This is a genomic window from Corallococcus macrosporus, from assembly GCF_017302985.1.
GTDB lineage: Bacteria > Myxococcota > Myxococcia > Myxococcales > Myxococcaceae > Corallococcus > Corallococcus macrosporus_A.
On sequence record NZ_JAFIMU010000002.1, the window covers coordinates 708,666 to 731,624 of the forward strand.

The window sequence follows — 22,959 nt, forward strand, 5'->3', positions numbered from 1 at the left end:
GCGTGGGGGGAGACAGTGCGGGTGCGTCCACGGGGCGGGGCTGTTGCTATCCTTGGGCTCCCCCTGCGACAGGAAGGACGGCGCACCATGACGACGAAGCCTCTGGCGACCCGGACCGACTTGAGGGAGGCGCTGCGGCGGCTGGGCATGGAGGAGGGCGACGTCGTGATGGTCCACGCCGGCCTCCGGAGCGTGGGGCCCGTCCTGGGCGGTGTGAACACCGTGGTGCAGGCGCTGCTCGACGCGGTGGGCTCCCGGGGCACGCTCATGGCGTACCTGGACTGGGAGATGGGCGTGGAGCCGGAGGACTTCGAGGACGCGCGCCTCCGGGAGGAGATTCCGACCTTCGACAAGCGCATCGCGCGGGCCACCCGCGACCACGGCATCCTCGCGGAGACGCTGCGGACGTGGCCCGGCGCGGTCCGCAGCGACCATCCGGACGCGGGCATGGTCGCCATCGGCGCACGGGCGGAGTGGCTGTGCTCCGAGCACCCCTTCCGCTACGGCTACGGCCCCGGCTCGCCGCTGGCCCGGCTGGTGGAGGCCGGGGGCAAGGTGCTGATGCTCGGGGCTCCGCTGGAGAAGCTCACGCTGCTGCACCACGCGGAGCACCTGGCGGACCTCCCCGGCAAGCGCGTCGTCCGCTACCAGCGGCCGCTGCTCGTCAACGGCGAGCGGCGCTGGGTGGACTTCGAGGAGTTCGACACCAGCGAGCCGGTGACCGACGCCCTGCGCGCGTCCAGCGTGGATCCGTTCACGCTCATTGGAGAGCAATGCCTGACGGAGGGAATCGGCCGCGCGGGAGCGGTTGGCCAGGCGCCCTCCCATCTCTTTGACGCCCGCCGGCTGTTGCTGCGCGGCGTTGCCTGGTTGGAGGCGTTTCCCCGCTGAAAGGAGCCGTTGTGATTCTCTTGAAGACCGCGCTCATCCTGGCCCTGACCGCCGCCAACCCCGAAGCCGCGCCCGCGAAGGCCGGCTGCGCCACCACGAACATCGAGGTCGCGCTGCGGCACCTGTTCGACCGCTACAAGGATGGCGGCACGCTGGACGTCGCGCGGGACTCCGGCGAGCCCATCACGCCCCAGTTCATCGCGGAGTCCCTGAAGGTGCGCGACGTGCCGAACGGCTACGCGCTGGTGGAGAGCCCGGACCTCATCGAGACGTACGAGGCCGCCCTGTTCAAGAACCCGGACGGCTACCACCTGGTGGTGGTGTCGTCCGGCGCGTCCGTGAGCCGCACGGCGGTCTTCAGGTGCGATGCGGAAGGGCTGAAGGCGGACAACACGGCCTTGCAGCTCTCCGACGCGGACGCCGTCCAGCTCTACACCGACGCGGGGCTCCTCAAGCCGAACGCCAGGAAGGGCCTGAGCGAGCAGACCCTCAAGGACTGGGCGGGCTCCATCATCACCCTGGCCCTGCCGCGCAAGGGCCGCGTCATCACCATCAAGGCGAACGTGGACGAACCGGCCGGCGTGTATGGGAAGAAGCTGGGCACCGTCGACTACGTCGACGGCCGGTTCGTCGTGAAGTCCCTCGCGAAGAAGGCCCGCTAGCTACGGGCTGGTGACGCGCACGTCGTCGTAGGTCGCCACGCCCGTGGCGTAGAAGCCGGGCTTGCCCGCGGTCAGGCTCGTGTCCGTCCCCTGCACGCGGAGCACGCCGTCCACGAAGCCCTGGAGGGACGTGCCGCTGACGGTGAGGGTCAGCGTGTAGAACGTGGACGTGCTCGCGGTGAACGGCACGGTCTGAAGGGTCGTCGTCGAGCCGGCGACCTTCTTGTTCAGCACCAGGTTCCCGTTGTGGAGGACCAGGAAGTAGAAGTTGTTCCCATCCACGTACCGGGCCACCAGGCCGTTGCGGATGGACGTGGAGCCGGTCTTCACCCGGGCCGAGTACGAGTAGTTCGCCCAGGTGGCCTGCCCGCCCGTGACGATGTAGGTCGCCGATGAGGTGGACTGCTGGCGCGCCGCCTTCGTCCCGTCCGTGACGATGGCCCAGGTCCCGTTGCCGCTGGCGTTCGTCCAGCCTCCCGCGGGGAAGGACGTGTAGGACTCGAAGTTGTCCGGCCCCGGGCCCGCGCACGGCGCGGTGGGCGTGCCCACGGACGTGCCCGTCACCACGGGCGCCGTCGTGTCGAACGTGTTGCCGCAGAAGGTCGCCTGCGCCGCGTCGTTGTCGTTGCGGATGAACGCGCCCGTCGCCTGCTGGAACGTGTTGTTCGTGGCGGAGTTGCCGCCCAGGTCATAGGCGTCCGAGTCCGACTTCATCTTGAGCGCGTAGCTGCGGCTGACCGCGAGGACGTTGGAGTCCAGCACGTTGTGGTGGCCGCGCAGCTCCACGAGGCTGCCCAGGTACTCCAGCGGCTCGTCGTTGTAGCGGCAGTCGTTGCGCGCGAACGTGTTGTCGTGCGCGTTCTCCTTCACGTTCAGGCACTCCGACCCGTACGTGTGGATGGTGTTGTCGCGGACGTTGTTGAAGGAGCTGGTGTCATTCGCATACATCGGCTGGTCCGTCGACTTGGGGCTGGTGCCGATGTAGACGCCCTCGCCGTTGTGGTAGCGGTAGCCGTCGCTGCTGCTCTTGGCGTACAGGCCGCACCACTGGATGACGGAGTTGGCGATCTCGTTGTGGTGCGCGTTGCTGCGCATGCGGATGCACTCGCCGCCCGCGCCGTTGAGGAACATGTCGCGGATCACCACGCCGGTGATGTCCCGAGACGTCTCCGACGAGCCGATGTAGATGAGCCGGCCGTCGGCGACGACGCCGGTGTTGGCGTCCTTGAAGGCGCTCACGCCGGACAGGGACGTGGGCCAGGACGCGTTGAGCAGCTTCTCCTGCCCATCGATGGTGAAGCCCTCCAGCACGTAATGGCTGTGGTCGATGTTGAAGATGCGCCCCGTGCCGAACAGCACCGCCTTGTAGCGCCCGGAGCGCGCCTTGCCCGTCTCCGGCCCCTTGATCGTGATGGGCGCGGTGGCGGTGCCCGCGCGCTTCGTCGTGGGCCGCTCGCGGTAGGTGCCCGCGGCCAGGTTGATGGTCGTGCCAGCGGTGGCCTTGTCCAGGGCCGCCTGGAGGGTCTTCAGCGGCGCGGAGGCGGAGGTGCCGGCGTTGGAGTCAGAGCCGCTGGGGCTCACGTAGAGCGGCGCGGCGCTGGCCAGGAAGGGCAGCAGCGCCAGCGCGGCCAGGACGCGGCCCGGGCGGAGGGAGAGGATCGCGGAGCGGTTCACGGGGGCTCGGGGGGATGGGGCGTTCTGCTGTCAGGGGCAGCCGGAGCTGACCTCGAGCGCGTCGTACGCCATCCAGCCGTTGCGGCGGGTGCCGGTGGCGGCGATGACGTAGCCGTAGATGAACTTCATGGTTCCCGACTGCTGGCGGTAGCGGCCCACGCTGTCCTGCACCCAGAGCGGGATGTCGATGGAGGGCGCGCCCGAGTTCGTCGGCACGTCCAGGCGCTGGAACTTCGTGCCCGCGGGGAAGTGGTCCACCGCCACGCCGCCCAGGCCGAAGCCCGGCACGTTGAAGGCGAGGTTCACCGAGCGCAGGCCGTTGGCGCGCACCAGCGGCAGGTAGTCACCAGCGCGCTCGTGCACCGCCGTGCTGTCGTAGACCACCTTCTTGAACTCCAGCGTGGTGTCGTGCGAGTTGCGCACGGCGTAGCACGCCATCTTGCTCAGCCCGGAGCTCAGCGCGGAGACGTGGCCGACCTTCTCCTCGAAGGAGGTGCGCCCCAGGATGGCGGACATGGGCAGCCAGCCCGCGCTGGAGTTGGACGTCGACGTGGCGAACGCGTGCAGTTCCCCGGCGAAGGTGCGCGTCTGGCCGTAGTTGAAGAGGGAGCGCGTCCGGGTGGACGTGCCCATGATGGTGCCGTTGCCGTCACGGATGGGCACGCCCACGGTGATGCCCCACGAGTCGTCGTCGCTCGTGTCGTTGGTCTGCACGCGGTTGCCGCCCGAGGGCCGCAGCTTGCAGTTGTACGGGCTCTCCTCGCACACCGTGCCGTTCACACCGGAGAAGGCCGCCTGCCGCGTGGTGGCCAGGTCCTCCGCCGCGACCGTGTCCTCCTCGAACGCTTCGCCGCCACAGGCGAGGGAGGCCATCACCACCGAGCACAGCACCGGATATTTGAAGTTCATGATAAAAATGGAAATCTGATTTTACCCGCTTTGTCAAACGGCAGGGCGTGGCAGTGCCCGCCAGGTGTCATGGCCGGGTTGCGTCGCGCACCCCCAGTGCGTTCAGCGGTTGGTGCGCGCCGGAAACGCCAGCGCGTGGAGGTGCTCCGGGAGTTGTTGCCGTTGCCACTCGCGCTCGCGGGCGGTGACTTCCGCGACGTCGGTGGCTTCGGCGGCGCCGTGGGCCGCGGCGGTGGCCGCGTAGGTGGCGGCGTGCGGTGCATGGGTGACGACGTGGGCGGTGGCGGCGGCGTGACCCGCGGCACGGGCGGCGGCGCAGGCGGCGGCGTGCGCGGTGGCATCGTGGGCGGCGGCGTGCGCGGCGAAGGCGGCGGCGCGTGCCTCGCTCATCGCCAGTGCTCCCTGTGCCCAGGCCCGAGCGGCCTCGAGGGCCCGGCGGGGACGGAGGTCCTCCGGGAACTTCTGTTCGAAGAAGGGGAGCACGTGCTCGGCGCAGTCAGCGGCCCAGCGGGCCAGGGCCTCGTGGTCGGATTTGCCGAACTCCATGCCCCCGCTCCTTCCGGCGTCATGCTCCTCGTGAGTTCTCTGTCATTCCTGGCGGACAGGTCAACGCGGGCGCTGCTGGATCCACGCCATGCGTCCGGGAGGGGACTTCCGGAGTTCTCGCCAGGGAACCCCGCGGCGGGGGGCGCCGGAGCCGTACGCCGTCAGCGCTCCGGCTCGTCGTCTTCGTTCAGGAGGCCGTGCTTGCGGAGCTTGTCGTGCAGCGTGGCACGGCCGATGCCCAGCGCCTTCGCGGCCTCCGTGCGCTGGCCCTTGGATGCCGCGAGCGCCGCGAGGATGAGCTCCCGCTCGTGCGCGTCCAGCTTCTCTCGCAGGGTGGCGCCGGTGGATGGGGGCAGGGGCGTGCTGGGGCCTCCGCCGGGCAGCAGCTCCAGGTCCAGCGTGCCGTCGGGAGACAGCACCACGGCGCTCTCCAGGGCGTTCTCCAACTCGCGCACATTGCCGGGCCAGGGGTGGGCCGTGAGGCGTTCCAGGAGCGCGGGCGTGAGCGCCACTGGCGGCATGCGGAAGCGCTCGGTGTGGCGGGCGAGGAAATGCTTCGCGAGCGCTGCGATGTCCTCCGGGCGGCTTCGCAGCGGGGGCACCTGGAGCGTCACGACCTTGAGTCGGTAGTACAGGTCCTCGCGGAAGCGGCCCTCCGCCACGCGCTGGGGAAGGTCGCGGTGGGTGGCGGCCAGCACGCGGACGTCCACGGGGAAGGCGCGGTCCTCGCCCACGGGCCGCACCTCGCCCTCTTGCAGGACGCGCAGGAGCTTCGCCTGGAGGGGCAGGGCGAGCTCTCCCACTTCGTCCAGGAGCAGGGTGCCTCCGGAAGCCTCGCGGAAGAGGCCGGGCCGGGCGCGCACGGCTCCGGTGAAGGCGCCCCTTGAGTGGCCGAAGAGCTCCGCCTCCGCGAGCTCCGGTGTGAGGGCTGCGCAGTTGAAGCGCACGTAGGGCTTGTCCGCGCGCGGGGAGGCGCGCACCAGGGCTTCGGCGACGCGCTCCTTGCCAGTGCCGCTCTCACCGGTGATGAGCACGGTGACGTCACGCGGGCCCACGCGCTGGATGAGCAGGGCCAGGCGGGCCATGGACGGCGACACGAAGACCAGCGAGCGCAGCAGGTTCACTTCGCCGGACAGCCGCTCGTTCTCCGCCTCCAGCCGGACCATCCCGAGCGCACGGCGCACCACGGCCAGCACGTCGTCCACGTCGAACGGCTTGCGGAAGTAGTCCAGCGCGCCGAGCTTCATGGCCTCCACCGCATGGCGCTCCGAGCCGTGCGCGGTGATGAGGATGACGCGGGGCGCATGCGGGAGCGCACGGACGCGGCGCAGCAGCTCCATGCCATCCACACGCGGCATGCGCAGGTCGCTGAGCACCAGGTCCACGGGAGGCTCCGCCTCCAGGCGAGCGAGGGCGGCCTCTCCGTCCACGGCTTCCTCCACGGCGAGCCCGTCGTCTTCCAGAAGGCCACGCAGCGTGTAGCGCACGCCCGCGTCGTCATCCGCCACCAGCACGCGTGCCTTCACGACAAGGCCTCCGTTCGACAGGCATTCACGAGCGGCTTCGCGGCGGGGCCACCCGCCTGCATCACACGAGACTTCACGGCAGGGCCTCCTTTCGCGGCGCTTCGGCCATCAGGGATGCGGCCGGCAGGAGCAGTTCCGCCACGCAGCCTCCGCCGTCGCGTGCGCGCAGGCTCAGCTCCCCGCCATGCTGACGCATCAGCGCTCGCGACAATGCGAGCCCCAGGCCGGAGCCGTGGGGCTTCGTGGTGATGCCTGGCTCGAAGACGCGCTCCCGCACCTCCTCCGCGAGCCCGGGGCCCCGGTCGCGCACCTCGACGCGGCCTCCGCCTCCTGGCTGCGTCCAGGCCTGGAGCTCCACCGTGGTGCCCCTTGGCGCGGCGTCCAGTGCGTTCTGCACCACGTCGATCAACACCTGCCGCACCTTGCGCGCGTCGCACCAGGCTTCGACGGGCGGTCCCTCCGTGACCCTCAGCGCCACGCCGCGCTCTCCCGCCATGCCTTCGTGCAGCTCCGCCACCTGCCGGCACAAGCCATCCAGTGGCACGTGCGCTTCGTTCAACGGGAGCAGCGGCCGGGAGAAGTTGAGGAACCCCTCCAGGATCTCCTGCATCCGGTCCACCTCCCGGCGCAGCACCGCCAGCCGCTCCGCGGGCCGTCCCTCCACCTCGCGCGCGATCATCGCCGCCAGGCCCTTCACGCTCGCCAGCGGGTTCTTCAGCTCGTGGGCAATCTCTCCCGACAGCGTCGTGAGCGAGCGCACCCGCTCCTCGTGCGCCTTCAGCGCTTCATCCCGCGCGTCCAGCGCCGTGCGCACCATGCCCCGGAACGTGCGCCGCAGGTTCGTGCCCACGAAGTTCGTCCACATGACGAGGAACACCATCACCGCGAGCATCATCAGGAGCAGCGCGTTGGTGTGCCCCGCGCGCGGACCGCCGCCGAACAGCGAGGGCACCAGGTCCTCCACCGCGCCCGTCAGCGTCACCGCCGCCTGCACGCCCACCAGCGCCAGCAGGTAGCCCGCCCACCTGCGGGCCCTTGGCGGCGGGAAGAGGATGGCCGTGGCCAGCGACACCGGCAGCACCAGCGGGATGAGTGGGCTCTCCAGTCCTCCCAGCGACAGGTTCACCACCGTGAACAGGGGGAAGGCCACCAGCGGCAACAGCCGGCCCGGCGCATCGGACACCACCGGCTGACGCCTCCACGCGGCGACGATGCCCAGCCCCACCAGGACAATCGCCAACGTGAGCGCCACGCACCACCGGCGCCACGCGGACGTGTCCCCGATGAGCCCCAGCGACACCAGCACCACCGGCAGGGGACTGAGGAACGACAGCACCTTCGTCACCTGCTGGAACAGCCGCGAGAACGCCTCGCGCTGGACCTGCTCGACTCCGGCGGCCGTGGGCTGGGTTGGGGAATGCAAGGCGCGTCCTCCTGGACCGTGGCGCTACCCTATGCCCAAGCAAGGCGGATGCCCCAGCCCGTGTGCCCTGGGGCGCCTCTTCCTCCGCCGCCTCCTGTTCGGCGTCCCGGCGTCCGGCGCCGGAAATCCGAACAGCGACGGCCCTGCCCCCGAGGGATCCCCTCGCGTTCAGTGCTGGCACGTCCGGTGCTCAAGGTGACGCCAGCACACAGGGCCAGGACGGCCCCGTGCGCCGGACGCGGACTCCCCGGGACGGGCAGGCGTAGCGTGGAGCCGCCGCGCTCCGGGGGCGCTTCATTCGCGGCATGGGCCGCGCCAGGAGGCTGGGGTGTCGGGACCGGGCAGGAAGTCGAAACACTCGAAGCGCGGCATGGTCGCGGGGGCCCTCCTGGTCGCCGTCATCGCCAGCGGCATCCTCTGGCTGCGGAGGCCGGCCCCGGAACCGCCGCCACGCTTCACCGGCTACGTCGTCAGCGACAACGTCTACCTGTCCTCCCCGGTGGCGGGCATGGTGGCGTCCGTCGCGGTGGCACGCGGACAGCGCGTGGAGCCCGGCACGCCGCTGTTCCGCATGGAGCCCACGTCGATGACGGCACGCGCGGATCAGGCGCGGGCGCAGGTGGGGCAGACGGAAGCCCAGCTCCTCGCGCGCCAGTCGGACGTGGCCCGTGCCCGTGCCTCGCTCGCCGCCGCGCAGGCGGAGGTGGAGCGCGCGGACGCGGAGCTGGCCCGCCTGGTCGCCGTGCAGAAGGCGATGGAGGGCGCAGTGACGCCCCAGCAGTTGGACCTGCTGCGCGCCACCGCGACCCGCGCCCATGCCCAGCGCGACGCGGCCCGCACGGACGTGGTGGCGGCGGGCGCGCAGCTGGAGGTCGTCCGCGCGCAGCTGGCCAGCGGCCGCGCGGGCGTCACCGCCGCGGAGCAGCAGGTCGTGGAGCTGGCGCCCGTGTCCCCCGTGGCGGGCCGCGTGGAGGACGTCCTCTTCCAGCAGGGCGAGTGGGCCATGCCCAACGCCCCCGTCGTCAGCATCATCCCGGACGCGAAGCTGAAGGTGCGCTTCTACGTGCCGCAGGGGCGGGTGGCGTCCTTCCCTCCTGGCACCACCGTGAACATCGCCTGCGACGGCTGCGACACCGGGATGACGGCGCGCGTGGACTACGTCGCCTCGCGCCCTGAATACACGCCGCCCATCATCTACAGCCTGGAGACGCGGCAGAAGCTGGTGTTCCTGGTGGAGGCCGTGCCCTCCGCGCCCACGCGCCTGTTGCCAGGACAGCCCATCGACGTGACGCCCCTCCAGCACGCGCCCGTGGAGGCGGACCGATGAACGCGCGGGCCATCGACGTGCGCGGGCTCAACAAGTCCTTCGGCGACCGGCATGTCGTGCGGGACGTCTCCATCGCCGTGGACACCGGGCGCATCACCGGGTTCCTGGGGCCCAACGGCTCCGGCAAGACGACGACGCTGCGGCTGTTGTGCGGGCTGCTCACTCCGGACAGCGGCGAGGGCACCGTGCTGGGCATGGACTTCCGCGCCCGGGGCGACGCCATCAAGCGCCAGACGGGCTACATGACGCAGAAGTTCTCCCTCTACGAGGACATGACGCTGGAGGAGAACCTCGCCTTCGTCGCGCGCGTCCACGGCCTGGAGCAGCGGCGCGAGCGGGTGGCGGACACGCTCCACCGGCTGGGCCTCTTCGACCGGCGGCGGCAGCTGGCGGGCGCGCTCTCCGGAGGCTGGAAGCAGCGCCTGGCCCTGGCCGCCGCGACGCTGCACTCGCCCCGGCTGCTGCTCCTGGACGAGCCCACCGCGGGCGTGGACCCCAAGGCCCGCCGCGAGTTCTGGGACGAAATCCACACGCTCGCCGCGGACGGCCTCACGGTGCTGGTGTCCACGCACTACATGGACGAAGCCGAGCGCTGTCACGACATCGGCTACATCCTCTATGGGCGCCTCATCGCCCGGGGCACGGCGGACACGCTCATCCGCGACTCCGGGCTGGTGACGTTCCTGGGCGAGGGCCCGGGCATCGACCGCGCGGCGCACCTGCTGGCCCGGGCGGACGGCGTGCTCAGCGCCTCCGCGTTCGGCGCCGCCGTGCACGTCAGCGGGCTGAAGCGGGAGGCCCTGGAGGCCGCGCTCGCTCCGTGGCGCAAGGAGCCCTTCCGGTGGAGCGAGGTGACGCCCTCCCTGGAGGACGTCTTCATCCAGCTCATGGGTCGCGAGCGCGACGAACGGTACACGTCATGACGGGCCCGCTTCCGCGCATCCTGGCCGTGCTGCTCAAGGAGTTCACGCAGCTGCGGCGCGACCGCATCACGTACGCGATGATCCTCGTCATGCCGGTGATGCAGCTGCTCATCTTCGGCTACGCCATCAACATGGACCCCAAGCACCTGCCCGCCGCGGTGCTGTCCCACGACACCAGCACCCTGGCGGACTCCGTCGTGTCCGCGCTGGAGCGCACGGGCTACGTGGACGTGCGCTACCTGCCGCGCTCCGACGAGGAGCTGGATCAGCTCATCCGCCGGGGACAGGTCATGCTGGGCATCACCATCCCGCCGGACTTCACCCGGCGCGTGCTCAAGGGGGAGCGCGCGCAGATCCTCGCGGAGGCGGACGCGTCCGACCCGCAGGCCGCCGCGGGGGCGCTGGCCGCGGTGAGCGTGCTGCCCGCGGAGGCGCTCCGGAACGAACGGTTGGGGCTGGGGCCGCCCCGGTCCACCGCGCCCGCGTTCGAGGTGGTGGTGCACCGGCGCTACAACCCGGAGAGCCGCTCGCCGTTCCACATCGTGCCGGGCCTCTTGGGCATCATCCTGTCCATGACGCTGGTGATGATGACCGCCATGGCCGTCACCCGCGAGCGCGAGCGCGGCACCATGGAGACGCTCCTGTCCACGCCCGCCACACCCGCGGAGATCATGGTGGGCAAGCTCACGCCGTACGTCGTCGTGGGCCTGGTGCAGACCGTCGTCGTGCTGGGCATGGCGCGGGGGTTGTTCTCGGTGCCCATGGCGCGCACGCCCGCGGGATGGCTGGCATTGGCGTGCGGCATCGTGCTGTTCATCGTGGGCAACCTGTCGCTGGGCTACCTCATCTCCACCGTGGCGCGCAGCCAGTTGCAGGCGATGCAGATGTCCATGTTCTACATGCTGCCGTCCATCTTCCTCTCCGGCTTCGCGTTCCCCTTCCTGGGGCTGCCGCCGTGGGCGCGGGTGCTGGGCGAAATCATCCCGGTGACGCACTTCCTGCGCATCGTCCGGGGCGCGCTGCTCAAGGACCAGGTGCTCGCGGACATGGGGAACGACCTGCTCGCGCTGGGGCTGTTCGTGCTCGCGGTGGCGGGCGCGGCGCTCGCGCGTTCACGCACCACCCTGGATTGACGCCCCACGTCGAACATGACGCATGCCGCGAAAGTGAAGGTGCGGGGGCCCCCGGCGATCCAATCGGACCGCTGATTGCAACCTTCTCCGCACTGGAGCCACGCCCCACGTGGTTTCGCGGGTTTCACGCCCGCGTCCGGTCTGGAGATGCCCATGTCCCGTGACAACTCCTTCGCGGCAGGTGCGGTGCGGACTTCGCGCCTGACCCTCTCACTCGCGCTGCTGGTCGTGGCGGCCTTCACTGCCGGCTGTGGCGACGACGAGTGCGTTCCCCGGACCTGCGAGTCGCAGGGCTTCAACTGTGGCGAGGCGACGGATGGCTGTGGCCAGCCGCTCGAATGCGGCACCTGCTCGGGGGCCTCCTCCTGTGGCGGCGGTGGCCAGGCGAATGTCTGTGGATGCACCGCGCAGAAGAAGGAATGCAGCGCCGGAGCCGAGTGCGGCACCGAACCGGATGAGTGCGGTGGCACCATCAGCTGCGGAACCTGCACGGCGCCGGAGGTGTGCGGCGGGCGCGGCGTGGAGAAGACCTGCGGCATCCCCGCCGCCAACCGCGAGTGCAGCGACGGCTGGTGCTGGGAGTACCCGCTGCCCCACGGCTACAGCTTCAAGGGCGCGCACTTCCGCGCCCCCGATGACGGCTGGGCGGTGGGCGAGGACGGCTTCATCCAGCACTGGGACGGAACGCGGTGGACGCGCGTGGCCAGCGGCACGCTGGCGCCGCTGCGCGACGTGTATGCCGTCACGCCGACGGACGTGTGGACGGTGGGCACGGGCGGCACCCTGCTGCACTCCACGACGGGCGGGGCCTTCTCCTCCGTGAGCTCCGGGACGACGCGCGACCTGCGGTCCGTGTGGGCCACCGGCCCGAGCGACGTCTGGGCCGTGGGCGCGGGCGGCACCGTGCGGCGCGACAAGGGCAGCGGCTTCCAGGGCGTGGACGTGTCCACGACGAAGGACCTCGACGGCGTGTGGGCCAGCGGGCCTTCGGATGTCTGGATGGTGGGACAGGCCGGCACGCTGCGCCGGTACGACGGCAACGCGGTCTCCAGCATCGACGCGGGCACGACGGACATCGACTTCCACGAGGTGACGGGCACCGGCCCGAACGACGTCTGGACCGTCGCCTCCGACGACCCGTGCATCTTCTGCGACGACTTCGGTCAGGTGTTCCGCACCACGCCCGCGGGCGTCGAGCAGTCGCTGCGCTCGTCGGATCAGCTGTTCTCCGTGTACGCCGCGTCACCCTCGCTGGTGCTGACGGGCGGAGAGGACTTCGGCTACGTCTGGAACGGCACGAAGTGGACGGACACGGACGAGGACGCCGTGGGCGCCCTCGCCGGCAGCGGGCCTGACGACGTGTGGTCCTTCGGTCCGGGCGGACAGGTGCAGAAGTGGACCGGGCAGGCGTGGACCCGCAAGGCGCCGCTGCGCACGCTGGGCGCGGCGCGGGCCGTCCATGGCACGGGGCCCTCGGACGTGTGGGTGGTGGCGGACACGGGCCGCGTGCTGCACTGGAACGGTGGCGGCTGGCTGGAGCCCGCGCTGGCGTCCTTCACCTCCGACAACGTGTCGGGCGTGTACGCGGCCTCCCCGACGGCGGTCTGGGTGACGACGTCGTTCTTCCGCCGCATCCTCCGGTTCGACGGGACTCGCTTCAACGAGGAGTTCAATTCGGAATCGCTGGAGCTGTACGCCATCCACGGCGCGTCGGCGACGGACATCTGGGTGGTGGGCAAGGGCGGCGAGGCCATCCACTCCGACGGCACCACCTGGACGCGGATGCCCACGGGGGCCAGCGCGGCGCTCAACGCCGTCTGGGTGCAGGGACCCTCGCTGGCCATCGCGGTGGGCGACGCCGGCACCATCATGCGCTGGGACGGCGCCGCCTGGACCGCCCTGGACTCCGGCGTGAAGGTGTCGCTGAAGGCCGTGTGGGGCAGCAGCCCGACGGACATCTGGGCCGCCGGCGAGGGGGGCACACTGCTGCGCTACAACGGCACGCTCTGGCTGCCCGTGGTCAGCGGCACGTCGTCCCAGCTCAACGGGCTGTTTGGCCGCTCCGCCACCGAGGTCTGGGCGGTGGGCGACAACGGCACGCTGCTGCGCTTCGACAACGGCAAGTGGACCGCGGAGACCACCGGCACCCGCCGCGTCCTGCGGGGCGTGTGGGCGCCTTCGTCCTCGGAGCTGTGGATGGTGGGGGACACGGCGGTCCTGCACAAACCCTGACACCGGCCCTTCGCCCTGGCCTCCAGCGTGCTCCCGCCCTGTAGATTGGGGCGGGACACGTCTTGCCTGGGAGGGCGCATGGGCTGCTGTCACTACCCCGCCGTGAAGGAAGGCTGCGACAGCGCCTTCACGGTGGACACCTCGCGCATCACCTTCGGTCCGGGCTGCCTGGCGGAAGTGGGCGACCGGGCGCGGGCGCTGGGGATGAAGCGGGTGGCGCTGTTCTCCGACGCGCGCGTGGCGCGGCTGCCCCACTTCCAGAAGGTGCGCCAGTCGCTGCTCGCCGCCGGGCTGGACGTCGTCGTCTTCACGGACGTGCACGTCGAGCCCACGGACCAGTCCTTCCTGGAGGCGGCACGCTTCGCCACGGAGGCCCGGCCGGACGGCTACGTGTCCCTGGGCGGCGGCTCGGTCATCGACACCTGCAAGGCGGCGAACCTCTACGCCACGCACCCGGCGGACTTCCTCGCCTACGTGAACGCGCCGGTGGGGGAGGGCAGGGCGGTGCCCGGGCCCCTCCAGCCGCACATCGCCTGCCCCACCACGTCCGGGACGGGCAGCGAGGTGACGGGCATCACCATCTTCGACCTGCTGTCGCTGTCCGCGAAGACGGGCATCGCGTCACCCGCGCTGCGGCCCACCGAGGCGCTCATCGACCCGGACTGCACCGCGACCCTGCCCGCGGAGGTCGTCGCGGCCAGCGGGCTGGACGTGCTGTCGCACGCGCTGGAGTCCTATACGGCGCGGCCCTTCGTCCACCGTCCCGCCCCCGCGCGCCCCAGCCTCCGGCCGATGAGCCAGGGCGCCAACCCGTGGAGCGACCTGGGCTGCCGCGAGGCCCTGCGCCTGATGGGCCTGTACCTGGAGCGCGGCGTGAAGGACGCCGGGGACACGGAGGCCCGCGAGCAGCTCATGTGGGCCGCCACGCTCGCGGGCATCGCGTTCGGCAACGCGGGCGTGCACGCGCCGCACGGCATGGCCTACGCGGTGGCGGGGCGGGTGCGCGACTTCCGGCCGTCCGGCTATCCGCAGGACGAGCCGCTGGTGCCGCACGGCATGGCCGTCATCGTCAACGCCCCGGCGGTGTTCCGCTACACGGCCGCCGCGCACCCCGAGCGCCACCTGGAGGCCGCGGGCTTCCTGGGCGCGGACGTGCGCGGCGCGGACAGCCGGGACGCGGGCGAGGTGCTCGCGGGCCGCGTCGTCCAGCTCATGCGGGCGGTGGGCGTGCCCAACGGCCTGGAGGGCGTGGGCTATACCGACGCGGACGTGGATGCCCTCACGGAGGGCGCCTTCCCGCAGCAGCGACTGCTCCAGAACGCGCCCCGGGAGATGACCCGGCCCGTGCTCACGGAGCTGTTCCGCCAGGCGCTGCGCTACTGGTAACCCGAACCCGCACCGACAAGGACCCTCCCGTGTCCGACGCAGAGACGGCCGACCGCTACCGCTACTTCCTGCCCATCACCACGCGGTGGATGGACAACGACGTGTACGGCCACATCAACAACGTCACGTACTACAGCTACTTCGACACCGTCGCGAACCACTACCTCGTCCACGAGGGCGGCCTGGACATCCACACGGGCTCGGTCATCGGGCTGGTGGTGGAGTCGAAGTGCGCCTACCGCGCGCCGCTCGCGTACCCGGACCCCCTGCGGGCGGGCCTGCGCGTGGACAAGCTGGGCCAGCGCTCGGTCACCTACGGCATCGCCATCTTCAAGGAGGGGGACGAGCAGGCGGCGGCGCACGGCCACTTCGTGCACGTCTTCGTGGACCGCCAGACGCGAAAGGCCGTGGCCATGCCCGAGCGGCTGCGTGAAGCCCTGGCCCGTCTGGTCCTGACGCCACGCGAGCAGGCCTGAGCGCGAGGCACCGCAAGGGTTCCCGGGCGACCGGGGAGCCCCTGCCGTTCCGCGTGCCGATTCCGGCTTGCCGTCATCCCCATCGTCTTCTTGAACCCTTTCAAGAAGGAGATGGGTGATGTGTTGCAACTCCAGACTCTGGCATTCCCACCACTGCATCCTGCCGCCGTACGTGAACCGCAGGATCGCGCAGAACGGCTCCCCGCAGCAGCGCACCCGGGCCCTGCGGACCCTGTCCGTTGACACCACCTTGCGCGCCATCCGCCTCTCGAGCAGTGGCGCGCCCCAGGCAGCGAAGCGCATGATCCCCGGCCCCATGGTCGTGGAGAGCCAGAAGCTCCGCACCATCTACGACGTGAAGAACTCCGAGGCCCTTCCGGGAATGGTGGTCCGCAAGGAGGGGGATGAGGACACCGGCGACGCGGCATGCGACGAGGCCTACGTCGGCCTGGGCGGCACCTACGACCTCTACTGGGAGGTCTTCGGGCGCAACTCCATTGACGGCAATGGCATGCCGCTGAACGCGCACGTCCACTATGGCAGCGGCTACGACAATGCCTTCTGGGACGGCGAGCGCATGGTGTTCGGCGACGGCGACGGCGATCTGTTCAACCGCTTCACCATCTCGGTGGACGTCATCGGGCACGAGCTGGCCCACGGCGTGACGGAGCACGAGGGCCCTCTTGCCTACTTCTCCCAGGCGGGCGCGCTCAACGAGCACCTGTCCGACGTCTTCGGCTCATTGGTGAAGCAGCGCCTGTTGAACCAGACGGCGGAGCAGGCCGACTGGCTCATTGGCGCGGGGCTCCTCACGGACCGCGTCCAGGGCAAGGCCCTGCGCTCCATGAAGGACCCTGGCACCGCGTTCGATGATCCGGTGCTCGGCAAGGACCCGCAGCCGGCCCACATGAAGGACTTCGTGAACACGTGGGAGGACAACGGCGGCGTGCACATCAACTCCGGCATCCCCAACAAGGTCTTCTGCATCGCGGCCACCAATCTGAAGGGCTTCGCGTGGGAGAAGGCCGGCCTCATCTGGCTGGAGACGCTGCGCGACTCCCGGCTGAAGCCCAACGCCTCGTTCCTCTCGTTCGCCCGGCTCACCGTGACGGCGGCCGTCCGGCTCTACGGCAGCGGCGACGAGGAGCAGATCGTGCGCGACGCCTGGAACCAGGTGGGCATCAAGGTCTCCAAGGAGCGGGCAGGCCAGCCAGCCTGGACGCCGCAGATGCAGAAGCAGGCCGCGCAGCCGGCCCAGCGCAAGCACTAGGGCGGGAGCCGGGAATGCGAATCGAGCTCAAGCGGGAAGGGGGCATCGCCTTCTTCCCGGGCCTCGCCAGGCCCCGCACGGTGGACCTCGCGGCCCTGCCTCCCGCCACGGCGGAGGCACTCCAGCGGGAGGTGCGGGAGGCCCGCTTCTTCGAGCAGCCCGCCGTCGTGGGGGGCAGCCCCACCGCGGGCGCGGACCGGACGCGCTACACCGTCACCATCGAGGACGACGGGGGACGGCGGCACTCGGTCCAGTTGCTGGAGCCGGTGAAGGAGCCGCACCTGCGCTCCCTGCTGGACCTCATCCAGCAGGCCGCGCGGGGCAGCGCCTAGTAGTGCGGCCGGGTGGGCAGGTTCAGGTCGTCGCGGAGGACGTTCTCCCCGGGGCGGCCGCCCTGCACCACGTCCGGCGTGGACGGGTCCTGGTCCAGGTCGATGGGCAGGCCCACCGCGGACGTCTCGCGGTTGTTCACGCCGTCCTTCTCCCCGCGCGCCAGCGTGCCGTTGGCGTAGTCCGAGGCGTGCACCAGCTCGTGGAAGAGGCCGACGACGGGCGGGCGGTTCTGCCAGTCCTCGGTGCCCAGCGAGATGCGCGTGGTGTTGTAGTTCACCGTGCCGTTGGTGCCCTTGTTCTTCGTGCCGTCGGTGTTGAGCCAGGCGTCGTCCTTGTTCTGCGCGGCCGCGGAGTTGCCGCTGGACGTCTGCTGGATGGTCGTCGTGTGCCCGCTGTCGTCCAGCGTGCGCAGCAGTTCCTGGCCCGAGGGCAGCGAGCGCATCGCGTCCAGGTCCGACTGCACGCGCGCCTGGAACTCCGCGCTGCCCGACACCGTCACCGAGCGGCCGCGCTGGTCCGCGTCCGTCATGTCGACGATTTCGCGCTCGGCCTTCTCCGCGTCGGCGGTCGTCTCATTCTCCTCGACGTAGAGCTTGTCGGTGCCCGTGCCGCCCGACACCTTGTCGGCGCCTTCGCCGCCCGCCACCGCGTCGTTGCCGCGCCCGCCGCTCAGCGTGTCGTTGCCGCGCCCGCCGATGACCTGATCATCCCCGTCGCCGCCGTAGGCCCGGTCGTTGCCCGCGCCGCCGTCGATGTAGTCCCGGCCATTGCCGCCGGACACGTAGTCGTTGCCGTCCAGGCCGTAGAGGACGTCGCGGCCCTCGCCGCCCAGGATGCGGTCATCGCCCGCGCCGCCCTCCAGGTAGTCGTCGCCGTCCTGGCCCTGGAGCGTGTCCTTGCCCTCGCCGCCGATGATGGTGTCGTTGCCCGCGCCGCCGACGAGCGTGTCGTTGCCCTTGCCGCCGGTGAGCTTGTCGTCGCCCGCGCCGCCGTCCAGCGTGAGGTCCTGCGTGACGCTGGCGTCCAGGGTGATGGAGTCGTTGCCGTCACCGCCGTTGATGATGGCGCCCTTGGCCTGCTCGGCGGTGAGCGTCACCGTGTCGCTGCCGGACTTGATGGTGAGCCCGCCGTCCTTGTTCTGCGACACCGTCGCGGTGTTGTTGCCCGTGCCCAGGTCCACCACCGTGCGGCCCTGCGCGTTCGTGCTCACCTGCGGCCCGGCGAGGGCGCTGCCAATGCGGCCCGCGAGCTTGCCCAGCGCCTCACCGATGCCGCCCGCGGCCTTGCCCGCCGCCTTGCCCACGGCGGACCCGAGGGTGGCTCCGGCGCCCGCCGCACCCTCACCGGCGCGCGGGGTGGCGCGGGTCTCCGCGGAGAGCGGCGGCCGGGAAGCGGCGCCCGTGCGGGGGCCCGCGTCAAAGCCGTCCTTCATCCGCTGGGCCACGGCGGTCTGCACCGCGTTGGGCTTCGCCGGGGCGGGCGCCTTCACGGGCTGCGCGCTCACGGAGGACGGGGTGGGACGCGAACCGGGCTTTCCGATGGAGGTCATGTCGCTTCTCGCCGGGTGACGGGCACGCCCGGTGCGGGCCCGGCGGACGGCGGCCGGGGAGCGGAGGAATGCCGCCCGAAGGGGATTGTCGCGGAAGCGTGACGCCGGTTGCCTGGGCCCTCCGGATTCAGGCCCAACCCCGCGAAACGACTTGCCCGGAAGGGTGGGCTCAGAGGGGAAGCTGGGCCCCGTCCAGGGTGAGCACGCACTGGGGGACCGCCCAGGGCTCTTGGGGATCGGACAGGACTCCCAGGTACGCACCGGGCACGACATGCCCGGCGGTTCCGATGGAGACCGTCACCCGCAGGGAGACGCGTGCGGTGGGGCCCGCCGCGTGCCAGGGAACGACGTCCAGCGCGAGCTCATGGCCCGTGACCATCCCCTTGCGGTGGACCGAGCCGACGATGGCCGCCTGCTCCACCCGCGCCCAGGTCAACCGGGCGCGGCGAAGGTGTTCGGCCTGGAGATGCCGCTGACGCTGGTGCTCCGCGCCCTCTCTTCCCAGGAGGCGCGCGGCGTTGAGCACCGCCGCCAGGCCGCAGAGGCCAATGCCCACGCCGACCACGGGGTGGCCTTGCGTGTAGGCCAGGGCCCCGAGCCCCAGGGCGAGCAGCCCGAACATCAGGTCGTTCGAGGTCCGCGCGTAGGCCTCCGGCAGCTTCGGCTCCACGCGCAGGACGGGCGGCGGCCACGGTGGCTCCACCCCCGGTGCGAGGGTGGCGGGCGCCGGCCGCAGCGCGACGAGGCTCGCGGGCTCCAGCGGAAGCGGATGGCTCATGGGGGCAACAGTCCTTCGACAGCGCTGCGTTCACGGGCGCCCGCCGGTCCCTGGCCCCCACGTTGGATGCTGACGTGATGCCGGGGCCATGTCACGGGCGTGTGACATGAAGCGCTCGTTCCTGTGACAGGACGGCGTCGCCGGTAACGGTGTGGCAACAACAGAGGGCGGTGTGTGGCGGAGGGCTGCTCCATTCGGTAACGGGTGCGCCACATCGGGACCGGGCGGGTCCCTCCCCGTTCCCCGCCCGGCGCCCACGCACCCATGACCTTCGCCACGTCCCACCGCTCCGTCCTTCAGGCCCTGCTGGCTGGTACCGCGCTCTTCTGCTCCTCCTCCGCCCTGGCCCTGGCGCAGGAAACCCCGCCCGAACCCGCGCCCGTGGGTGAGGCTCCGCCGCCCGCGGAGCCGCCCGCGCCCGCGCCCGTGCCTCCCGCCGCCGCGCCGCCTCCGGAGGAGGAGAAGAAGAAGGACAAGCCCTGGTACGAGAACCTCCGCCTCCGGGGCTACACGCAGGTCCGCTACAACCGGCTGCCCAGCTTCCGGGTGAACGACTCGCTCATCAACGACCAGGGCGACCGCTTCCTGGGCAAGGACACCGGCTTCGGCATCCGCCGCGCGCGGCTGGTCATCTTCGGGGACGTGCACCCGCACGTGTCCATCTACCTGCAGCCGGACTTCGCCTCCGTCATCGGGGACCAGTACAACGTCGCCATCATGCGGGACTGGTACGCGGACATCTTCGTGGACACGAAGAAGGAGTTCCGCTTCCGCGTGGGCCAGTCCAAGGTGCCGTTCGGCTTCGAGAACCTCCAGTCCAGCCAGAACCGCCTGGCGCTGGACCGCAACGACGCCATCAACAGCGCGCTGAAGGACGAGCGCGACCTGGGCGTGTTCTTCTACTGGGAGCCCGCGCACATCCGCGAGCGCTTCAAGCACCTCGTCGACAGCGGCCTCAAGGGCTCCGGTGACTACGGCGTCGTGGGCCTGGGCGTCTACAACGGCCAGACGGCCAATCGCGCCGAGCGCAACAACAGCCCGCACGCCGTCGCGCGCATCACCTATCCGTTCCTCTTCGGCTCGCAGTACGTGGAGGTCGGCGCCGGCGCCTACTACGGCCGCTTCAACCTGAGCGCGTCCCCGCGCGACGACGCGGCCTATGCGCTCGCGCGCGGAGGGAACCTGGTGGATGCCCGCGCCATCGTCAGCCTGATGATCTACCCGCAGCCCCTGGGCTTCCAGGCGGAGTACAACGTGGGCCGGGGGCCGTCGCTGGGCACGGGAGACGAAGCCCTCCTCATCGACAGCCGCAACCTCCAGGGCGGCTACGCGCAGCTCATGTACAAGCTGGACGGCGTGGTGGGCGTGTCGCTCATCCCCTACGTGCGCGGCACCCTCTACAAGGGCGGCAAGAAGTTCGAGACCAACGCCCCCCGCTACGACGTGCGCGAGCTGGAGCTGGGCGCGGAGTGGCAGCTCTGGAAGGCCCTGGAGCTGACGGCGGCCTACGTCATCGCGGACCGCACGTCGTCTCGCTACCCGTATGAACAGGAGCAGGGGCACATCACGCGCCTCCAGCTCCAGTTCAACTACTGAGCCCCCGCGCTACCCGCCGACCACCTGGTCGATGGCGCCGAAGATGCTGTTGCCTGCGTCGTCCCGCATCTCGATGCGCACCCGGTTGCCGCGCTTCAGGAAGGGCGTCTTCGGCGCGCCGTCGCGGAGGGTTTCCACCACGCGCACCTCCGCGATGCACGAGTAGCCCGCGCCGCCGTCCCGCACGGGCTTGCCGGGGCCGCCGTCCGGGCCCCGGTTGGACACCGTGCCGGACCCGATGATGCTGCCCGCGCACAGCGAGCGCGTCTTCGCCGCGTGCGCCACCAGCGTGCCGAAGTCGAACGTCATGTCCACGCCCGCGTCCGCGCGGCCGAAGGGCTCTGCGTCGAGGAAGACCTCCAGGCGGCGGTGCAGCTTGCCGTCCCGCCACGCGGTCCCCAGCTCGTCCGGCGTCACGAACACCGGGGAGAACGCCGACGCGGGCTTGGACTGGAAGAAGCCGAAGCCCTTCGCCAGCTCCGCCGGGATCAGGTTGCGCAGCGATACATCATTGACCAGCCCTACCAGCACCACCGCCGCCAGGGACTGCTCGCGCGTGGCGCCCAGGGGCACGTCGCGCGTCACCACCACGACCTCGCCCTCCATGTCGCAGCCCCACGCCTCGTCGGCCAGCGGGATGGGCTGACACGGCCCGAGGAAGCCGTCGGAGCCGCCCTGGTACATCAGCGGATCCGTCCAGAAGGAGGGCGGCAGCTCCGCGCCCCGCGCCTTGCGCACCAGCTCCACGTGGTTCACGTACGCCGAGCCGTCCGCCCACTGGTACGCGCGGGGCAGGGGGGCCGCGCACGCGGCGGGATGGAAGGACGCGCCCGGAAGCGCTCCGCGCTCCAGCCGCTCCGACAGCGCGCGCAGGGCCGGCGCGTGGCGCTCCCAGTCATCCAGCGCGGCCTGGAGGGTGGGCGCGATGGCGGACGCGTCCGTGTACCGGGAGAGGTCCTTCGTCACGACGACGAGCCGGCCGTCGCGTCCCTGGTTGAGTGACGCGAGCTTCACGGCTGTCCGCCTCCCGTGGACGGCACCTTCGCCTTGGGCAGGTCCGCCCAGCAGGCGTCGTAGTCCGCCTGGAGCGCGGGGCTCTCCATCGCCTGGCGCGTGGGCGCGATGACCCAGCGGGTCTCGAACATGAACGCGAGCGTGTTGTCGATCTTCTTCGGCGTCAGCTCCGCGGCGACGGCGGCCTCGTACGTCTTGCGGTCGGGGCCGTGGGCGCTCATGCAGTTGTGCAGCGACGCGCCGCCGGGCAGGAACGCGTCCGCCTTGGCGTCGTAGACGCCGTGCACCAGGCCCATCAATTCGCTCATCACGTTGCGGTGGAACCAGGGCGGCCGGAAGGTGTGCTCCGCCACCATCCACCGGGGCGGGAAGATGACGAAGTCGCAGTTCGCCGTTCCCGGCGTGTCGCTGGGCGACGTGAGCACCGTGAAGATGGACGGATCCGGGTGGTCGAAGCTCACCGTGTTGATGGTGTTGAAGCGCGCCAGGTCGTACGTGTACGGCGCGTAGTTGCCGTGCCACGCGACGACGTTGAAGGGCGAGTGGTCCAGCGTCGTCTCCCAGAGGTTCCCCTGGAACTTCTGCACCACGCGCGTGGGGCGCTCCACGTCCTCGTACGCGGCGTTCGGCGCCACGAAGTCGCGCGGGTTCGCCAGCCCGTTGGAGCCGATGGGCCCCAGCTCCGGGAGCCGGAACGCCGCGCCGTAGTTCTCACAGATGTAGCCGCGCGCGGGGCCGCCGGGCAGCTCCACCCGCATGCGCATGCCGCGAGGAATCAGCGCGACGTGGCCGGGCGGAACCTCCAGCACGCCCAGTTCCGTGACGATGCGCAGCGTGCCGGACTGCGGGACGATGAGCAGCTCGCCGTCCGCGTTGAAGAACGCCGTGTCCGTCATGGACGCGTTCGCAGCGTACAGGTGCACCGCCGCGCCCGCGCCCTCCGCGGGTGAGCCGTTGCCGCCCAGCGTGAAGAGGCCCTCCAGGAACGTGGTGGGCGCCGTGGGCATGGGCGAAGGGCTCCAGCGCAGCCGGTTGGGCGACGGGGGCACCTCCCGGAACGGACCGCTGCGCAGCGTGCGGGCCTCCACGGGCCGGTACGCCGGGTGCCCCGCGCTGGGCCGCAGCCGGTACAGCCACGTGCGCCGGTTCACGCCGCGCGGCGCGGTGAACGCGGTGCCGGAGAGCTGCTCGGCGTAGAGGCCGAAGGCGACGCGCTGGGGCGTGTTCTGGCCCACTGGAAGCGCACCGGGGACAGCCTCCGATGCGTGCTCATTCCCAAAGCCTGTCAGGTGGCGGACGTTTTCCATGGCA

At 71.1% G+C, this 22,959-nt stretch carries 20 protein-coding genes; 11 read left to right on the top strand and 9 right to left on the bottom strand.

Going from position 1 to position 22,959, the window contains the following annotated elements; genetic code table 11:
- The first annotated feature begins 87 nt into the window (after window positions 1-87).
- Both aac(3) and JYK02_RS03340 read left to right on the top strand, forming a co-directional pair.
- Complete coding sequence (gene aac(3), locus JYK02_RS03335; protein ID WP_207048386.1) at window positions 88-891, top strand: aminoglycoside 3-N-acetyltransferase; 804 nt, start codon at window positions 88-90, stop codon at window positions 889-891.
- Between the two features lie 11 nt (window positions 892-902).
- Window positions 903-1,553, top strand: coding sequence for a hypothetical protein (locus JYK02_RS03340; RefSeq protein WP_207048387.1), 651 nt, complete (start codon window positions 903-905; stop codon window positions 1,551-1,553).
- Here JYK02_RS03340 and JYK02_RS03345 read toward each other — a convergent pair whose 3' ends face one another.
- The 5 genes from JYK02_RS03345 to JYK02_RS03365 all read right to left on the bottom strand — a co-directional run bounded on the left by JYK02_RS03345 (window position 1,554) and on the right by JYK02_RS03365 (window position 7,631).
- Window positions 1,554-3,227 (bottom strand): DUF1565 domain-containing protein, encoded by a 1,674-nt coding sequence (locus JYK02_RS03345; RefSeq protein ID WP_207048388.1) that lies wholly within the window; start codon window positions 3,225-3,227, stop codon window positions 1,554-1,556.
- A 30-nt stretch (window positions 3,228-3,257) separates the two neighbouring features.
- Window positions 3,258-4,136 carry a hypothetical protein gene (locus tag JYK02_RS03350; RefSeq protein ID WP_207048389.1) on the bottom strand — a complete coding sequence of 293 codons (879 nt, stop codon included), beginning with the start codon at window positions 4,134-4,136 and terminating at the stop codon, window positions 3,258-3,260.
- 102 nt (window positions 4,137-4,238) lie between these two features.
- On the bottom strand, window positions 4,239-4,682 hold the full coding sequence (locus tag JYK02_RS03355; RefSeq protein ID WP_207048390.1) for a putative immunity protein: 444 nt from the start codon (window positions 4,680-4,682) through the stop codon (window positions 4,239-4,241).
- A gap of 161 nt (window positions 4,683-4,843) precedes the next feature.
- Window positions 4,844-6,208 (bottom strand): sigma 54-interacting transcriptional regulator, encoded by a 1,365-nt coding sequence (locus tag JYK02_RS03360; protein ID WP_207048391.1) that lies wholly within the window; start codon window positions 6,206-6,208, stop codon window positions 4,844-4,846.
- Between the two features lie 73 nt (window positions 6,209-6,281).
- On the bottom strand, window positions 6,282-7,631 hold the full coding sequence (locus JYK02_RS03365) for a sensor histidine kinase (RefSeq protein ID WP_207048392.1): 1,350 nt from the start codon (window positions 7,629-7,631) through the stop codon (window positions 6,282-6,284).
- 370 nt (window positions 7,632-8,001) lie between these two features.
- Here JYK02_RS03365 and JYK02_RS03370 point away from each other — a divergent pair, with 370 nt between their 5' ends.
- The 8 genes from JYK02_RS03370 to JYK02_RS03405 all read left to right on the top strand — a co-directional run bounded on the left by JYK02_RS03370 (window position 8,002) and on the right by JYK02_RS03405 (window position 16,710).
- Complete coding sequence (locus JYK02_RS03370; protein ID WP_207048393.1) at window positions 8,002-8,958, top strand: HlyD family secretion protein; 957 nt, start codon at window positions 8,002-8,004, stop codon at window positions 8,956-8,958.
- Complete coding sequence (locus tag JYK02_RS03375; protein WP_207048394.1) at window positions 8,955-9,881, top strand: ABC transporter ATP-binding protein; 927 nt, start codon at window positions 8,955-8,957, stop codon at window positions 9,879-9,881. Before JYK02_RS03370 ends, JYK02_RS03375 begins: the two co-directional genes overlap by 4 nt.
- Complete coding sequence (locus tag JYK02_RS03380) at window positions 9,878-11,014, top strand: ABC transporter permease (protein WP_207048395.1); 1,137 nt, start codon at window positions 9,878-9,880, stop codon at window positions 11,012-11,014. The genes JYK02_RS03375 and JYK02_RS03380 overlap by 4 nt, the downstream gene beginning before the upstream one ends.
- Window positions 11,015-11,167: 153 nt before the next feature.
- Window positions 11,168-13,246, top strand: coding sequence for a hypothetical protein (locus tag JYK02_RS03385; protein WP_207048396.1), 2,079 nt, complete (start codon window positions 11,168-11,170; stop codon window positions 13,244-13,246).
- Window positions 13,247-13,324: 78 nt separating this feature from the next.
- Complete coding sequence (locus JYK02_RS03390) at window positions 13,325-14,632, top strand: hydroxyacid-oxoacid transhydrogenase (RefSeq protein ID WP_207048397.1); 1,308 nt, start codon at window positions 13,325-13,327, stop codon at window positions 14,630-14,632.
- 29 nt (window positions 14,633-14,661) lie between these two features.
- Window positions 14,662-15,108 carry a thioesterase family protein gene (locus JYK02_RS03395; protein WP_207048398.1) on the top strand — a complete coding sequence of 149 codons (447 nt, stop codon included), beginning with the start codon at window positions 14,662-14,664 and terminating at the stop codon, window positions 15,106-15,108.
- Window positions 15,109-15,280: 172 nt separating this feature from the next.
- Window positions 15,281-16,378, top strand: coding sequence for a M4 family metallopeptidase (locus JYK02_RS03400; protein WP_431603465.1), 1,098 nt, complete (start codon window positions 15,281-15,283; stop codon window positions 16,376-16,378).
- A gap of 14 nt (window positions 16,379-16,392) precedes the next feature.
- The gene (locus JYK02_RS03405) at window positions 16,393-16,710 is read left to right on the top strand and encodes a protealysin inhibitor emfourin (RefSeq protein WP_207048400.1); all 318 of its coding nucleotides are present in this window, start codon (window positions 16,393-16,395) and stop codon (window positions 16,708-16,710) included.
- Here the strand turns inward: JYK02_RS03405 and JYK02_RS03410 are convergent.
- Together JYK02_RS03410 and JYK02_RS03415 are read right to left on the bottom strand one after the other, a co-directional pair.
- On the bottom strand, window positions 16,707-18,260 hold the full coding sequence (locus tag JYK02_RS03410; protein WP_207048401.1) for a M91 family zinc metallopeptidase: 1,554 nt from the start codon (window positions 18,258-18,260) through the stop codon (window positions 16,707-16,709). The genes JYK02_RS03405 and JYK02_RS03410 overlap by 4 nt on opposite strands.
- A 169-nt stretch (window positions 18,261-18,429) precedes the next feature.
- Entirely contained in the window at window positions 18,430-19,038 is a 609-nt protein-coding gene (locus tag JYK02_RS03415) for a hypothetical protein (RefSeq protein ID WP_207048402.1), read from the bottom strand.
- 264 nt (window positions 19,039-19,302) lie between these two features.
- On the opposite strand from JYK02_RS03415, the gene JYK02_RS03420 reads away from it, so the two are divergent.
- Window positions 19,303-20,634 (top strand): porin, encoded by a 1,332-nt coding sequence (locus tag JYK02_RS03420; protein WP_207048403.1) that lies wholly within the window; start codon window positions 19,303-19,305, stop codon window positions 20,632-20,634.
- Window positions 20,635-20,643: 9 nt separating this feature from the next.
- Here the strand turns inward: JYK02_RS03420 and JYK02_RS03425 are convergent, their stop codons facing one another.
- Both JYK02_RS03425 and hmgA read right to left on the bottom strand, forming a co-directional pair.
- On the bottom strand, window positions 20,644-21,648 hold the full coding sequence (locus tag JYK02_RS03425; protein WP_207048404.1) for a fumarylacetoacetate hydrolase family protein: 1,005 nt from the start codon (window positions 21,646-21,648) through the stop codon (window positions 20,644-20,646).
- Complete coding sequence (gene hmgA, locus JYK02_RS03430) at window positions 21,645-22,955, bottom strand: homogentisate 1,2-dioxygenase (protein WP_207048405.1); 1,311 nt, start codon at window positions 22,953-22,955, stop codon at window positions 21,645-21,647. Before hmgA ends, JYK02_RS03425 begins: the two co-directional genes overlap by 4 nt.
- Window positions 22,956-22,959 lie beyond the last annotated feature (4 nt).